A 15,391-nucleotide genomic window follows, 5' to 3' on the forward strand; every position below is an offset into this window, starting at 1 on the left:
AATCCTTCGCTCCGTATCCGATACTTGGTTGTTCCATATATCGAACGGCAAGAAGGGCACGGCCTCGTGGCACGGTTTCGGACCTGGGTCAGCATCGCGGCGGCAGGGGCGCTGAGCGCATCCCTGGCCGGGTGCAGCAGCACCGGCGGCAAGCGCGCCGAGGACGCCCGCAAAGCGGCGTCGGCCCAGGGCGGGGGCGCCGTGAGCACCCCTCGCTGGACCGTCGCGATGATCACCCACTCGGGTGACGGCGACACCTTCTGGGACATCGTCCAGAACGGCGCCCAGCAGGCCGCCGACAAGGACAACATCAAGTTCCTGTACTCCCACGACGACGAGGGACAGCAGCAGGCGCAGCTCGTGGACGCCGCCGTGGACAAGGGTGTCGACGGCATCGTCGTCACCCTCGCCAAGCCCGACGCCATGAAGAGCGCGGTCGCGCGCGCCGTGCGGGCCGGCATCCCCGTGATCACCGTGAACTCGGGCGCCGAGAAGTCCAAGGAGTTCGGGGCGCTCACCCATGTCGGCCAGGACGAGACGATCGCCGGCGAGGCCGTCGGCGACGAGCTGAACAGGCGTGGCCGGAAAACGGCCCTCTGCGTCCTGCACGAACAGGGCAATGTCGGCCATGAGCAGCGCTGCGCGGGCGTCAAGAAGACCTTCGACGGCACCGTGCGCAACATCTACGTCGAGGGCACCGACATGTCCGCCGTCCAGTCCTCCATCGGCGCCAAGCTGCAGGCCGACCCCTCGGTCGACGCCGTCGTCACGCTCGGCGCGCCCTACGCGGACACCGCGGTCAAGGCCAGGCAGGACGCGGGCAGCAAGGCCGAGATCGACACCTTCGACCTGAACGCCAAGGTCGCCGCCTCGCTCAAGGACGGCACCCTCGGCTTCGCCGTCGACCAGCAGCCGTACCTCCAGGGGTACGAGGCCGTGGACCTGCTCTGGCTGTACCGCTACAACGCCGACACGCTCGGCGGCGGACGGCCCGTCCTCACCGGACCGCAGATCATCACCAAGGACCAGGCGGCCGAGCTGGAGAGCTACGCGGACCGGGGCACCCGATGACTGCGACGACCTCGCCGCTGCGGCGGCTGCTCGGCCGGCCCGAGCTGGGCTCGGTGGTCGGCGCGCTGGCCGTCTTCCTCTTCTTCGCGCTGGTCGCGGACGGTTTCGTACGGGCCGCGGGGCTCAGCACCGTGCTGTACGCGGCCTCCACGATCGGCATCATGGCGGTGCCCGTCGCCCTGCTGATGATCGGCGGCGAGTTCGACCTGTCCGCCGGTGTCATGGTGACGTCGTCCGCGCTGATCTCCTCGATGTCCAGCTACCAGATGACCGCGAACGTCTGGGTGGGCGTGGGGGTCTCGCTCCTCGTCACCCTCGCGATCGGCTTCTTCAACGGGTTCATGCTGACCCGCACCGGGCTGCCCAGCTTCATCATCACGCTCGGCACCTTCCTCATGCTGACCGGGATGAACCTGGGCTTCACCAAGTTGATCAGCGGGACCGTCTCGACCAGAACGATCGCCGACATGGAGGGCTTCGCCTCCGCCAAGGCCCTCTTCGCGTCCGTCCTCACCGTCGGCGGCGTCGACTTCAAGGTCACCATCCTGTGGTGGCTGGGCCTGGTGGCCCTCGCCTCCTGGATCCTGCTGCGCACCCGCGTCGGCAACTGGATCTTCGCGGTCGGTGGCGGAAAGGAAGCGGCCCGCGCGGTGGGCGTGCCCGTCGCCGCAACCAAAATCGGCCTCTACATGGGGGTGTCCTTCGCCGCCTGGATCGCCGGGCAGCACCTGCTCTTCTCCTTCGACGCCGTGCAGTCGGGAGAGGGCGTCGGCAAGGAACTGACGTACATCATCGCGGCCGTCATCGGCGGCTGTCTGATCACCGGCGGCTACGGCTCCGCCGTCGGCTCGGCGGTCGGCGCGCTGATCTTCGGCATGACCGACAAGGGCATCGTGTTCGCCGAGTGGAACCCCGACTGGTTCAAGTTCTTCCTCGGAGCGATGCTGCTCCTCGCGACCCTGCTCAACGCCTGGGTCCGCAAGCGCGCGGAGGCCACGGCATGACGCGGCCCGACACGACCACGACAACGACCACGTCCGCCGGGCGCACGCCCCTGGTCGAGCTCGACGACGTCAGTAAGTACTACGGCAACATCCGCGCCCTGGAGGGCGTCTCGCTGGAGGTCCACGCGGGGGAGATCACCTGTGTCCTCGGCGACAACGGCGCGGGCAAGTCGACCCTGATCAAAATCATCGCGGGGCTGCACCAGCACGACGCGGGCACCTTCCGCGTCGAGGGCGAGGACACCCGACCGGCGTCCCCGCGGGAGGCCCTGGACCGCGGTATCGCCACCGTCTACCAGGACCTCGCCGTCGTCCCCCTCATGCCGGTCTGGCGCAACTTCTTCCTCGGCTCCGAGCCCCGCAAGGGATCCGGCCCCTTCAAGCGCCTGGACGTCGACCTCATGCGCCGCACGACCCACGCGGAACTCCTGCGCATGGGCATCGACCTGCGGGACGTCGACCAGCCCATCGGCACCCTGTCGGGCGGCGAGCGCCAGTGCGTGGCGATCGCGCGGGCCGTCCACTTCGGCGCCAAGGTCCTCGTCCTCGACGAGCCCACCGCGGCACTGGGCGTCAAGCAGTCCGGGGTGGTCCTCAAGTATGTGGCCGCCGCACGTGACGCGGGCCTGGGAGTCGTTCTGATCACCCACAACCCCCACCACGCGTACCTCGTCGGCAACCGCTTCGTCCTCCTCAAGCGAGGGACGACGGTCGGTAACCACACCCGCGAAGAGATCACCCTGGACGAACTGACCCGCCAGATGGCGGGCGGCACGGAGCTGGACGACCTGCGCCACGAACTGGAGAAGCCGATGCCCTGGGGCGCGGCGAAGGACGCCGCCGTGCGGCCGGGCGGCGGCGTGTAGCAGAATCGGCGCGATGAGCACCTACCGCGACCTCGCCCTGCCCAGGGCGCTCGGCTCCGCCAGAGCCGCGGGCGCCCCCATCGGCTCCCGCCGTGCCACCGCCCTGCGCACCGTGGGCACGCGCGAACGCCGTTCCCACCTGACGGCGCCGCGCGTCCCCACCGTCGGCATCGACATCGGCGGTACGAAGGTGATGGCGGGCGTCGTGGACGCGGACGGCAACATCCTGGAGAAGGTCCGCACCGAGACCCCGGACAAGTCGAAGAGCCCCAAGGTCGTCGAGGACACCATCCTCGAACTGGTCCTGGACCTCTCCGACCGCCACGACGTGCACGCGGTGGGCATCGGCGCGGCCGGCTGGGTCGACGCGGAGCGCAACCGGATCCTGTTCGCGCCCCACCTCTCCTGGCGCAACGAACCCCTGCGGGACCGTCTCGCGGGCCGCCTCGCCGTCCCCGTCCTGGTGGACAACGACGCGAACGCCGCCGCCTGGGCGGAGTGGCGCTTCGGCGCGGGCCGCGGCGAGGACCACCTCGTCATGATCACGCTCGGCACCGGCATCGGCGGCGCCATCCTGGAGGACGGGCAGGTCAAGCGCGGCAAGTTCGGGGTGGCGGGCGAGTTCGGCCATATGCAGGTCGTGCCCGGCGGCCACCGCTGCCCGTGCGGCAACCGCGGCTGCTGGGAGCAGTACAGCTCCGGCAACGCCCTGGTCCGCGAGGCCCGCGAACTCGCCGCCGCCGACTCCCCGGTGGCCTACGGCATCATCGAGCACGTCAAGGGCAACATCGCCGAGATCACCGGCCCGATGATCACCGAGCTGGCCCGTGAGGGCGACGCGATGTGCATCGAACTGCTCCAGGACATCGGCCAGTGGCTGGGCGTCGGCATCGCGAACCTCGCCGCCGCCCTGGACCCCTCCTGCTTCGTCATCGGCGGCGGCGTCAGCGCGGCCGACGACCTGCTGATCGGCCCCGCCCGCGACGCCTTCCGCCGCCAGCTGACCGGCCGCGGCTACCGCCCCGAGGCCCGGATCGCCCGCGCCCAGCTCGGCCCCGAAGCCGGCATGGTCGGCGCCGCGGACCTGGCCCGGCTGGTCGCCCGCCGCTTCCGGCGCGCCAACCGGCGCCGCGTCGAGCGGTACGAGCGCTACGAGCGGTACGCGGAGTCCCGCCGCGAGGCGCAGGAGACGCTGTGACGGCCTCGCTGCCGCGCCAGGCCTCGCCCCCGGACGAGCCGTCGAGGCCGCCCGAGGACCGGGGCCACCGGATCCGCCGCCGCGCCCTGACCCTGCTGATCATCGTGCTGCTCATCGGTGTACCGGCCGGCTATCTGGTGATCTCCGCCAACCAGAGCCGGGACAGCGGCAAGGACAAGGAGGCCAAGTACTCGGCGACCGGGCTCACCCCGGGCTGGCCCTCCCGGGTCCAGCGCCGCCTGTACCAGGTGCCCATCCCGGGCTACTCGGCCGAGGTCGCGTACTACGAGACGAACAACTGGAAGACCAGCCGTCTCTACGTCCAGTTCCTCACCAGCGACGAGGGCCTGGAGAAGTTCCTCAAGACCATCGGGACCAGCCTCGACGCGCTGGAGAAGGACGACATCGCCATCAGCGCACGCGACCGGCGGGTCGTCGGCTGGGAGTTCACCGGTCCCGGCCCCTGGTCGGGCCTGAACCACGAGCGGAAGAACCCGACGCCCACGCACCACATCGTCGTGGACTGGGCGAAGCCCGGCCACCCCATGGTCTACGTGGTCTCCAGAACGACACCCTGACCGCCCCCTCCCTCCGGCCGTCGGGCCGCGTTGTCAGACCCGGCCCGTAGAGTCGAAGACGATCGATCCGACCGGGTCGGGAGCAGGCGAGGGAGGTGAGCGACAGCATGAGCGCGTCTGCACGTACGAGTACGAGTACGAGTACGAGTACGAGTACGAGTACGGGTGAGGGGACGAGCGCGGGCGAGCCGCCTGCCGAGGCCGGCCCCGGCGCCGCTCCGAAGGCCGAGGTGTCCCCCCGGCTGGCCGCCGTGTTCCTGCCCGCCGCGCTGCCCCGCGGTGGACGGATGGCCTTCTGGGACCCGGACGGCGACCTCCCGCTCCCCGCGCCGGACACCGAGCTCACGGTCGTACGGCGGCACGGTACGGGTGCGCGACGGCACCCGGTGCCCGCGCTGACCATGCCGGTCACCGACGCCCTGCCGCTCCTGGTACGGGCCAGGCGCGACCCCGCCGCGCATCCCGCCACGGCCTGCTGGGGAGCCGCGGCCCTGCACGCGCTGCGGCTCGTCGCGCGCGGCCGGCTGCTGCCCGGTCTGACACCCGAGGGGTTCGACGCGTGGCGTGCGGGCCCGCTGGACCCGGCCGACATCGCCCACCTCAGGGCGATCGCCGCCGCCCTTCCGTACGAGGGACACGCCGTCCCCCTGCCGGGCCGCGGCCCGCTCAGACTGCCCGAGCCGGAGGCGCTGACCCGCGCCTTCCTGGACGCGGTCGCCGATGCCCTGCCCCGCACCCCGGCCGCTCCGTACGCGGCGGGGAGGCCCTTCGCCGCGAGCGGGGCCCAGCGGCTGCCGGGCGCCCAGGACTGGGCGGCGGAGGTCGCCGCCGGCATGGACGCCGGAGTCCGGATCTCCCTGCGTCTCGACCTGTCCGCGCACGAGCTCTTCGACGACAGCGAGGGCGCGCGGCGGGCGGGCGCGGCCGTCGTCCAGGTGCACAGCCTCGCCGACCCCACCCTCGTCGCCGACGCGGCGGCCCTGTGGGCAGGTACCGCGGACGCCACGTTCGGCCCGCGCGCCCGGGTCGACGCGGCCCTGGCGGTGCGCCGCGCCGCCCGCGTCTGGCCGCCCCTGGACCGGCTGTCCGCGCAGGACGTGCCGGACGTACTGGCCCTGTCCGAGGACGAACTCTCCGACCTGCTCGGGGTGGCCGCCACCCGCCTCGGCGCCGCAGGGGTCGCCGTCCACTGGCCGCGCGACCTCGCCCAGGACCTGAGCGCGTCCGCCATCGTCCGCCCCGCCCCGGGCTCGGCCACGGACGGGACGGGCTTCTTCGAGAGCGAGGAACTGCTCCAGTTCCGCTGGCAGTTGGCGCTGGGCGGCGACCCCCTCAGCGAGGCCGAGATGGACGCCCTCGCGGAAGCGCACCGCCCCGTCGTCCGACTGCGGGACCAGTGGGTGCTCGTCGATCCGGCCCTGGTCCGCAAGGCCCGCAAGCGCGAACTGGGCCTGCTCGACCCGGTGGACGCCCTCTCCGCGGCCCTCAGCGGCAGCGTGGAGGTCGATGGGGAGAGCGTAGAGGCCGTGCCCGTCGGCGCGCTCGCCGCGCTGCGCGACCGCCTGACGGCCGGACTGCTGCCCGCCGAACCGCCGCCCGGTCTGCGGGCGACCCTCCGCGACTACCAACTGCGCGGGCTGGCCTGGCTCGACCTGATGACCTCGCTCGGCCTCGGCGGCTGCCTCGCCGACGACATGGGACTCGGCAAGACCATCACCGTCATCGCCCTCCACCTGAAGCGGGCGCGCACCGAGCCGACCCTCGTGATCTGCCCCGCCTCGCTGCTCGGCAACTGGCAGCGGGAGATCGAGCGCTTCGCGCCCGGCGTGCCCGTGCGCCGCTTCCACGGACCGGACCGCTCCCTGACGGACATGGCGGGCGGCTTCGTCCTGACCACCTACGGGACGATGCGTTCGACGGCACCGCTGCTGGCCCAGCAGACCTGGGGCATGGTCGTCGCGGACGAGGCCCAGCACGTGAAGAACCCGTACTCGGCGACGGCCAAGGCCCTGCGGACGATCTCCGCACCGGCCAGGGTCGCCCTGAGCGGGACCCCGGTGGAGAACAACCTCTCCGAGCTGTGGGCCCTGCTCGACTGGACGACCCCGGGGCTCCTCGGCCCGCTGAAGTCCTTCCGCGCCCGGCACGCGCGAGCCGTGGAGAACGGCGAGGACGAGGAGGCCGTGGCCCGCCTCGCCCGGCTGATCCGGCCCTTCCTCCTTCGGCGCAAGAAGTCCGACCCGGGGATCGTCCCCGAACTGCCGCCCAAGACGGAGACGGACCACCCCGTCCCCCTCAGCCGCGAACAGGCCTCCCTGTACGAGGCCGTGGTGCGCGAGTCGATGCTCGCCATCGAGACCACGCAGGGCATCGCCAGGCGGGGCCTCGTCCTCAAGCTCCTCACCGCGCTCAAACAGATCTGCGACCACCCGGCGCTGTATCTGAAGGAGGAACCGGACGGACTCCCCAGCGGCTCGGGCGCGGCTCGCCAGGCCGCCCGTTCCGGCAAACTGGCCCTGCTGGACGAGTTGTTGGACACGCTGCTCGCCGAGGACGGCTCGGCCCTCGTCTTCACCCAGTACGTGGGGATGGCCCGGCTGATCACGAACCACCTCGCGGCGCGCGCGGTCCCGGTCGAACTGCTCCACGGGGGTACGCCGGTGCCGGAGCGCGAACAGATGGTGGACCGGTTCCAGAGCGGGGCGACGCCGATCCTCATCCTGTCCCTGAAGGCGGCCGGCACCGGTCTCAACCTCACGCGCGCGGGCCACGTCATCCACTTCGACCGCTGGTGGAACCCTGCCGTCGAGGAACAGGCCACCGACCGCGCCTACCGCATCGGCCAGACCCAGCCCGTCCAGGTGCACCGCCTCATCACAGAGGGCACCGTCGAGGACCGCATCGCCGACATGCTCGCCTCCAAGCGGGCCCTGGCGGACGCGATCCTCGGCTCCGGCGAGGCGTCCCTGACGGAACTGACCGACCGGGACCTGTCCGACCTGGTGTCACTGCGGAGGTCCACGTGATGTCTCCGACGGATCAGCCGGGTACGGAGGGCGAGCGCCCGCCGGACACGTCGCGTGCGACGACGGACGAGCGGACGCCGGGAGCGTCCGGCGCGGAAGGCCGGGCCGCGGACGACGAGGGAACGCCCCCAGCCGACGTCCACGCCGACGCCCAAGTCGACGTGCCGTCCTCGGCGCACAGCCCCCGCCCGGCGGCCGGTGGGACGCGCCCTGCCGACGCGGCCCGACGGGCTCTACGGGAAGCCCGCCGAGCTGAGGCGGCCTCGCAGGAACCTGTTCCGGCTCCCCAGCCGCCCGGCACGAGCCCGGCCTCCAAGGCGGCGCCCCCGGCGGTCGTGCACCCGACCAGGCGCCGACCCACTGAGGGAACCGCGCCACCGTCCGGGCCCCGGCCGGCCTCGTCCGGGCCTCGTCCGGGCGACGCCGCGCGCGCGGCCATTCGCCGGGCGGCGGACCGCAGCGGGGGTGCCGCCGCGACGGAGCCCGAGGGCGAGGGCCAGGGTGAGGGCCAGGGCGGCTCACCGGGCTACTTGGCCGCCACCCAGCCGAACCCACGCGGCACCCGCCCGCTCTCCGCCGCAACGGAATCCCCCGACGGGCCCTCCGACGTGACGGCCTCGCGCCGGGCCACGAGGGCGTCCGGCGTGACGGGGTCGGGGGCGCCCACGGGAGACTCCGGCGTGACGGTGGCGGGGCTGTCCGGCAGGGCCTCCGACGCGTCGGCGACGGAATCGGCCGAAGGCAGTTCCGACGAGGTCTCGATCTCCGGGTCGACCGCGGCCGAACCGGAGACCGACGGTTCTTCCGGGGCCTCGCGTCCCGGCGACGTGGCCCGGGAGGCCTTGCGGGCCGCGCGCAGCCAGGCCGAGCGGGAGCGAACCGCCGCGCAGGACAAGGGGATTGGGGCGTCCCGGAAGCGGCGCGGGGGTAGCGCGGTCACCGCCGTCGGCCCTCGTCCCGCCGGCCCTCGTCCCGCCGGGCCGAGCCGCGAGGCGGCGGCCCAGGTCAGGGAACTGGCCGCGATGCTGGGCAACAGCCTCGACCTGTCGTCCCGGCTGGACAGGGAGGAACAGGCGGACGAGTCCGACACCGGGCCCAACCCCACCCGCCCGGCGACCACTTCGGCCCCCGGCATGAGAGAGGGCACAGACGACGGCGAGGGCACGGGCGACGGCGCTGACACGGGCACGGGCACGAATGCCGGAGCAGGCACGGGCACGAACGCCGGAGCAGATGTCGGCGCCGGTCTCGGCGCCGACCCCGCACCCGGCGGTGCCGACGCCGCTCACGCCCGTGTTCATCCCGAGCCCGTCCCCGGCGTTTCCGGCATCCCCGTCCCCGGTGTCTCCGCCGACCCCCCGGCCGCCGCACAGCGCAGCGCCCCGGTGGCGGGCCGTTCCATGGCAGCCCCCGCCCGGGACGGGGAGCTGCGGCGTACGTTCCCGCCGCCGCCCCCGGCGCGCACACCGCGCGCGAGTGGGTTCGCCGAGACCTGGTGGGGCAACGCGTGGGTCGCCGCGCTGGAGGAGATGGCGCTCGACGCGGCGCGGCTCGGGCGCGGCAAGGCGTACGCGGGCGAGGGGCACGTCGACGCCGTCACAGTCACGCCCGGGCTCGTACTCGCCTACGTGCACGGCAGCCGCCCGCGGCCCTACCGCGTACAGATCCGGATGCGTACGCTCCCGGACGACGACTGGGAACGCTTCCTGGACGCCGCCGCCGAACGCCCCTCCCACATCGCCGCGTTGCTCGACAAGGAGCTGCCCCAGGCCCTCGCCGACTGCGGAGTGGAACTGCTCCCCGGCCCCGGCGACCTCGTCCCGCGCTGCAGTTGCCCCGACTCCGGCCATCCCTGCAAGCACGCGGCGGCCCTCTGCTATCAGACCGCGCGGCTGCTGGACGAGGACCCGTTCGTCCTCCTCCTGTTGCGCGGCCGGGGCGAGCGCGAACTGCTGGACGAACTGTCCCGGCGCAACGCCACCCTGGCCGCCCGCTCGGCCCGCGCCGCCGAGGAACCGGCGCTTCCCGGAGTCCCGGCCCGCGAGGCGGTCGAGCGCCGCGTACGGGCGCCCCTGCCCGCCCCGCTGCCACCGCCCGCGCATCCGGAGCAGCCCCCGGCCTACCCGGCCTCGCCCGGCGGCCCCGACCCGTTCGCGCTGGACCAGTTGGCCACCGACGCCGCCGCCCGCGCGCACGCCCTGCTCACCACCGGCCGCGACCCCCTCGCCGAGCTGACGCTCTGGCAGGACGCCGTCCGGCTCGCCGCCACCCGTCCGGGTTCCGGCCTCACGGCCACCACCCGCGCCCTCTACGCCGACCTGGCTACCGCCACGCGTCGCACCCCGGCGGACCTCGCCCGCGCGGTCGCCGCCTGGCGTCAGGGCGGACTCGAAGGGCTCGCCGTCCTCGAAGAGGCCTGGGACCCTCCGGCGGGCCGTTTCGACCGGGCCCGCCCACTGCTCCTCGCGGCCGACTTCCCCGCCTTCCGGCCCTGGCACAACCACCTCACCCACCCCCACGGCCACATACAGCTCCGCCTGGGCCACGACGGCCTCTGGTACGCCTACGAGTCGGAGCCGGGCCACGACGACTGGTGGCCCCGGGGCACCCCCGACCTGGATCCGGTAGGCGCCCTCACCGGCCTGGGCTCGCCGACCGACGTCTGAGCCCGCCCGACTCCCGTGATTCCTGGGCGAGTCGGCGCGCTGCCTCGTACCATGGCGCCCATGATCCTCAGCCCCTCCGGCCCCGACCCGCGGTTCCGCGTGCGCACGCCGCACGGCTGTTGTTGATCCTCACCGAGCCCGTAACCGCGCTCCCGGCCGCACCCCTTGTCCCGCGGCGCACCCCCAGGCCCGAAGGCCCGGCGAGTTCTGCCGTACCCGTGGGCCCGCGGCCACCCCACCGCCTCCCCACCCGTGCCCGTGCCCGTGCACCTCCGACAGGCAGGAGTCCACCCATGCCCCGTAACAACTCCCGTGCCCATTCCCGTATCCGTACCGGTGCGCACGACGGCGAGTCCGTCTACGACCGTCGCCGACTCCGTCAGTGGCTCGCGGGCGAAGCCCGGGCCGACGGCGTCGAACGGCGCGACATGCTCCGTCTGCTGGCCGCCGCCGGACTGGCCACCGCGGCCACCGCGACCTCCGCCGGTATCGCCGCACCGGCCCTGGCCGCTTCCGGAACAGCCACCGGAACAGCCACCGGAGCCGCCACCGGGACAGCGACCGTGACCACCGACCGCGCGTCGGCCGCCGCGGTCCCCGGGATAGTCAAGCCGCTTCCCGACGCCTGGTTCACCTCCCGGGGTACGAACGCCGAGACCAGGTTCGAGGCGCTGGCCGGCACCGGCCACCACACCCCCACGGACCGCTTCTTCGTCCGCAACCACACCGCCACCCCGTCCTGGACGCGCACGCCTGGAGTGTCTCCGTATGGGGCGACGGCCTCGCGGGCGGCGGGTCCGCCGTGTTCACGCTCGACGACCTGAAACGCCTGCCCGCCACCACCCGCAGCGCGTTCGTGGAGTGCGCGGGCAACGGCCGCAGCTTCTTCACGACACAGCAGGGCCAGACCGTGTCCGGCACGGCGTGGACGCTGGGCGCGATCGGCGTGGCCCGCTGGCGCGGTGTCCGGCTCGGCGAGGTGCTGCGCCGGGCGGGGCTGAGCCGTGGCGCGGTGGATGTCCTGCCCCGCGGCCTGGACGCCGACTACGTCACGGCGGACGGCACGAACCTGGGCCGTGTCCGCCGTCCGCTGCCCCTGTCGAAGGCGCTGGACGACGTGCTGCTCGCGTACGAGATGAACGGCGAGCCGCTCCCGCCGGACCACGGCGGTCCCGTACGGGTGCTCGTGCCGTCCTGGGTCGGGATCGCGTCGATCAAGTGGGTCGGGGACATCGAGGTCTCCGCCCAGCCGCTGTACTCGCCGTGGAACACCGACTTCTACCGGCTGTTCGGCGACGAGTACCCGGCGGGAGGCGGCGCCCCGCTCAGCCGTCAGACGCTGAAGTCCGCCTTCGAACTCCCGTGGAACGCGAGCCTGGAGGCCGCCGCCGAGCACCGTCTCACCGGCCGTTCGTGGTCGGGTGCGGGCGGGGTGGCGCGCGTCGACGTGAGTACCGACGGCGGGGTGAGGTGGCGGCGCGCCCGTCTGCACGACGCCCCGCGTCGCGCCGACTGGGTCCGCTGGTCCGCCGACTGGCGTCCGACGGCCCCGGGGACGTACACGCTTCTTGCCCGCGCGACGGACACCACGGGACGCACCCAGCCGGAGACCACCGTCCACAACACCCAGGGCTATCTCTTCGACGCGATCGTCCGTCACCCGGTCCGAGCCGTGTGACTCACACCCGCCCCCCGTACCCGCGCCCCCTCGCACCCGCCTCGCGCAGACAAGTGAAAAGAGCGTGTGCGGGCCCGATCGCCGCGGCGGCTGCTCCCTTCGGCCGGTGGCCGGACTCGTACACCAACTTCCGTACGCGGTGTACGTGACACGGTGTACGTGTCGTACGACTACGGCCAGACCTGGAAGAAGGTCACCGTCAGGACGGCAACAAGTCGACGATCTCGATGGGACTTCGTCCCGCAAAACACCCTTCGTAGGGTCCGTCTGTACGATGCTCGGGCGTCGTGCGTGACCTACCTGGCGCGAACAATGTGGCGGACCTGCTTCCAGCAGCGGAGGCATGGGGAGGTCTCGCGGGGGGTGTGTGACAGATCGTGACAGATGAAGGTGTGAACCCGTGACCGAAGCCATGATCAATACGCTGCAGTACCGCTTTGACGGGCCGGAGGACGCCCCCGTCCTGATCCTGGGGCCCAGCCTCGGTACCACCTGGCACATGTGGGACCGGCAGGTCCCGGAGCTGGCCAAGCAGTGGCGGGTCTTCCGCTTCGACCTGCCCGGTCACGGCGGTGCGCCCGCGCACCCGACCGGCTCGGTCACCGAGCTCGCCGAGCGGCTGCTCGCCACCCTCGACGGGCTCGGCGTCCAGCGGTTCGGCTACGCGGGCTGTGCGCTCGGCGGGGCGGTGGGGGCCGAACTGGCCCTGCGCCGCCCCGAGCGCCTGGCCTCGCTCACGCTGATCGCGGCCTCCCCGCGCTTCGGCACGGCCGACGAGTTCCGGCAGCGCGGGGTGATCGTCCGGTCGAACGGCCTGGACCCCATCGCGCGGTCGTCCCCGGAGCGCTGGTTCACGACCGGGTTCGCCGCGGCGCAGCCCGCGATCACGGAGTGGGCCGTCCAGATGGTGCGCACCACCGACCCGGGCTGCTACATCGCCGCCTGCGAGGCGCTCGCCGCGTTCGACATCCGCGCCGACCTCGGCCGCATCGGTGTGCCCACGCTCGTCCTGGTCGGTTCGGACGACCAGGTGACCGGCCCCGCCGAGGCCCGCACCCTGGTCGCCGGGATACCGGACGCCCGCCTCGCGGTCGTGCCCGGCGCCTCCCACCTGGTCCCCGTCGAGCAGCCCGCCGCGGTGACCGACCTCCTGGTGCGGCACTTCTCCACGGCCTGGCAGCAGCCCGCCTACGACTCGTCCACCGGGCAGATGTCGGTCGTGGTCCCGCAGGCGAGCCCGGTGCTCTCCGTGCCGCAGCAGACGGCACCCGTCGCCGAGATAGCCCCCGCCCCGCAGCCCGAGGCGCTGACGGGCAGGGCCGATCCGTACGACGCGGGCATCAAGGTCCGCCGGGAGGTGCTCGGGGACGCCCATGTGGACCGGGCACTGGCCCAGGCCGACGAGTTCTCCGGGGACTTCCAGGAGTTCATCACGCGCTACGCGTGGGGCGAGATCTGGGACCGGCCGGGCCTCGACCGGCGTTCGCGCAGCTGTGTGACCCTCACCGCCCTGGTCGCGGGCGGCCACCTCGACGAGCTGGCCTTCCACACCCGGGCCGCCCTGCGCAACGGGCTCACCCCCGTCGAGATCAAGGAAGTACTCCTCCAGGCGGCCGTCTACTGCGGCGTACCGGCCGCGAACAGCGCATTCAAGGTGGCCCAGCAGGTCATCCGCGAGGAGACCACACCGCAGGAGTGAGCGGCGCGAAAGGGGCCCCTCGGGTGGGCCGGCGCCGACGGGCGGAGGCAGGATGGACAGCATGGAGGCTACGAACATGAGGTTCACAAAGAAGTCGCACGCCTGTGTCCGCCTGGAGAAGGACGGCCGCGCCCTCGTCATCGACCCCGGTGTCTTCAGCGAGGAGGACGCCGCGGTCGGCGCGGACGCGATCCTCGTCACGCACGAGCACCCCGACCACTTCAGCGAAGGGCACCTGCGGGCCGGCCTCGACGCCAACCCCCGGGCGGAGATCTGGACCCTGAAGTCGGTCGCCGACCAGCTCTCGGCCGCGTTCCCGGGCCGGGTGCACACCGTCGGCCACGGTGACACGTTCACCGCCGCGGGCTTCGACGTACAGGTCCACGGCGAACTGCACGCCGTGATCCATCCGGACATCCCGCGCATCACGAACGTCGGCTACCTCGTCGACGGCGGGCGGATCTTCCACCCGGGCGACGCGCTCACCCTCCCCGACCATCCGGTGGAGACGCTGCTGCTGCCCGTCCAGGCGCCCTGGAGCAAGATCTCCGAGGTCATCGACTACGTCCGCGAGGTCAAGCCGCAGCGCGCGTACGACATCCACGACGCCCTGCTCACGGACCTCGCGCGCCCTGCCTACGACCGCCAGATCGGCGCCCTGGGCGGCTCCGAGCACCTGAGGCTGGCGCCGGGCGAGACCGCCGACCTCTGACGGCCTCCGAGCGCCCGGCCAGTGACTGTCAGAGGCGCCCGGTAGGTTGTGAGGCATGCGTATCGCCACCTGGAACGTGAACTCGATCACCGCCCGTCTCCCGAGGCTGCTGGCCTGGCTGGAGAGCAGCGGCACGGACGTGCTGTGCGTCCAGGAGACGAAGACCACCGCCGAGCAGTTCCCCACGCACGAGCTCCGCGAGCTGGGCTACGAGTCGGCGGTGAACGCGACGGGGCGGTGGAACGGCGTGGCGGTGGTGTCCCGGGTGGGACTTGAGGACATCGTGCGGGGCCTGCCGGGCGATCCCGGCTACGAAGGCGTCGAGGAGCCCCGCGCGGTCTCCGCGACCTGCGGCCCGGTCCGCGTCTGCTCGGTCTACGTGCCGAACGGCCGCGAGGTGGACCACCCGCACTACGCGTACAAGCTCCAGTGGTTCGAGGCTCTGAGAGCGGCCGTCGCGGACGACGCGGCCGGCAGCCGCCCGTTCGCGGTGCTGGGCGACTACAACGTGGCTCCGACGGACGACGACGTCTTCGACCGGACCCTCTTCGAGGGCTCCACCCACGTCACGGAGCCCGAGCGCGCCGCCCTCGCCGCCCTGCGCGGGACGGGCCTGTCGGACGTGGTCCCGCGCCCCCTGAAGTACGACCATCCGTTCACGTACTGGGACTACCGCCAGCTCGGCTTCCCCAAGAACCGCGGTATGCGCATCGACCTGGTCTACGGCAACGCCCCCTTCGCCAAGGCCGTGACCGACTCGTACGTGGACCGGGAGGAGCGCAAGGGCAAGGGCGCCTCGGACCACGCCCCGGTGGTGGTGGACCTGGACGTGTAGCCCCGCAAGGGGCGGGGGGAACCGCGCACCTCCCACGTCCGATCCGACCCGCGACCCG

General features: G+C 72.9%; 11 protein-coding genes and 1 pseudogene. 11 read left to right on the forward strand and 1 reads right to left on the reverse strand.

Annotation, left to right across the window (positions count from 1 at the left end; genetic code table 11):
• Positions 1-66: 66 nt before the first annotated feature.
• The 6 genes from K3769_RS32205 (at position 67) to K3769_RS32230 (ending at position 7,743) form a co-directional block, all read left to right on the forward strand.
• Complete coding sequence (locus K3769_RS32205) at positions 67-1,071, forward strand: sugar ABC transporter substrate-binding protein (protein WP_267029773.1); 1,005 nt, start codon at positions 67-69, stop codon at positions 1,069-1,071.
• Positions 1,068-2,075, forward strand: coding sequence for an ABC transporter permease (locus tag K3769_RS32210; RefSeq protein ID WP_267029774.1), 1,008 nt, complete (start codon positions 1,068-1,070; stop codon positions 2,073-2,075). The genes K3769_RS32205 and K3769_RS32210 overlap by 4 nt, the downstream gene beginning before the upstream one ends.
• The gene (locus tag K3769_RS32215; protein ID WP_267029775.1) at positions 2,072-2,941 is read left to right on the forward strand and encodes an ATP-binding cassette domain-containing protein; all 870 of its coding nucleotides are present in this window, start codon (positions 2,072-2,074) and stop codon (positions 2,939-2,941) included. Before K3769_RS32210 ends, K3769_RS32215 begins: the two co-directional genes overlap by 4 nt.
• 13 nt (positions 2,942-2,954) lie before the next feature.
• Complete coding sequence (locus K3769_RS32220; protein WP_267029776.1) at positions 2,955-4,139, forward strand: ROK family glucokinase; 1,185 nt, start codon at positions 2,955-2,957, stop codon at positions 4,137-4,139.
• The gene (locus K3769_RS32225) at positions 4,136-4,717 is read left to right on the forward strand and encodes a sugar kinase (protein WP_267029777.1); all 582 of its coding nucleotides are present in this window, start codon (positions 4,136-4,138) and stop codon (positions 4,715-4,717) included. Before K3769_RS32220 ends, K3769_RS32225 begins: the two co-directional genes overlap by 4 nt.
• Positions 4,718-4,824: 107 nt before the next feature.
• Positions 4,825-7,743, forward strand: coding sequence for an SCO1167/SCO6262 family helicase (locus K3769_RS32230; RefSeq protein WP_267029778.1), 2,919 nt, complete (start codon positions 4,825-4,827; stop codon positions 7,741-7,743).
• 526 nt (positions 7,744-8,269) lie between these two features.
• On the opposite strand, the gene K3769_RS32235 is transcribed toward K3769_RS32230, so the two are convergent.
• Positions 8,270-8,683 (reverse strand): hypothetical protein, encoded by a 414-nt coding sequence (locus tag K3769_RS32235; protein WP_267029779.1) that lies wholly within the window; start codon positions 8,681-8,683, stop codon positions 8,270-8,272.
• Between the two features lie 82 nt (positions 8,684-8,765).
• Here K3769_RS32235 and K3769_RS32240 point away from each other — a divergent pair, with 82 nt between their 5' ends.
• The 5 genes and pseudogenes from K3769_RS32240 to K3769_RS32260 all read left to right on the forward strand — a co-directional run bounded on the left by K3769_RS32240 (position 8,766) and on the right by K3769_RS32260 (position 15,333).
• Positions 8,766-10,409: an SWIM zinc finger family protein gene (locus tag K3769_RS32240; RefSeq protein ID WP_267029780.1), complete on the forward strand. Its 1,644-nt coding sequence runs from the start codon at positions 8,766-8,768 to the stop codon at positions 10,407-10,409.
• A 293-nt stretch (positions 10,410-10,702) separates the two neighbouring features.
• A pseudogene (locus K3769_RS32245) lies at positions 10,703-12,087 on the forward strand (sulfite oxidase).
• A gap of 412 nt (positions 12,088-12,499) precedes the next feature.
• Complete coding sequence (gene pcaDC / locus K3769_RS32250; RefSeq protein ID WP_267031625.1) at positions 12,500-13,786, forward strand: bifunctional 3-oxoadipate enol-lactonase/4-carboxymuconolactone decarboxylase PcaDC; 1,287 nt, start codon at positions 12,500-12,502, stop codon at positions 13,784-13,786.
• Between the two features lie 76 nt (positions 13,787-13,862).
• Positions 13,863-14,498 (forward strand): MBL fold metallo-hydrolase, encoded by a 636-nt coding sequence (locus tag K3769_RS32255; RefSeq protein ID WP_267029781.1) that lies wholly within the window; start codon positions 13,863-13,865, stop codon positions 14,496-14,498.
• Between the two features lie 55 nt (positions 14,499-14,553).
• Positions 14,554-15,333 (forward strand): exodeoxyribonuclease III, encoded by a 780-nt coding sequence (locus K3769_RS32260; protein ID WP_267029782.1) that lies wholly within the window; start codon positions 14,554-14,556, stop codon positions 15,331-15,333.
• The last annotated feature ends 58 nt before the right edge of the window (positions 15,334-15,391 follow it).

This window comes from Streptomyces ortus, from assembly GCF_026341275.1.
GTDB classification, from domain to species: domain Bacteria; phylum Actinomycetota; class Actinomycetes; order Streptomycetales; family Streptomycetaceae; genus Streptomyces; species Streptomyces ortus.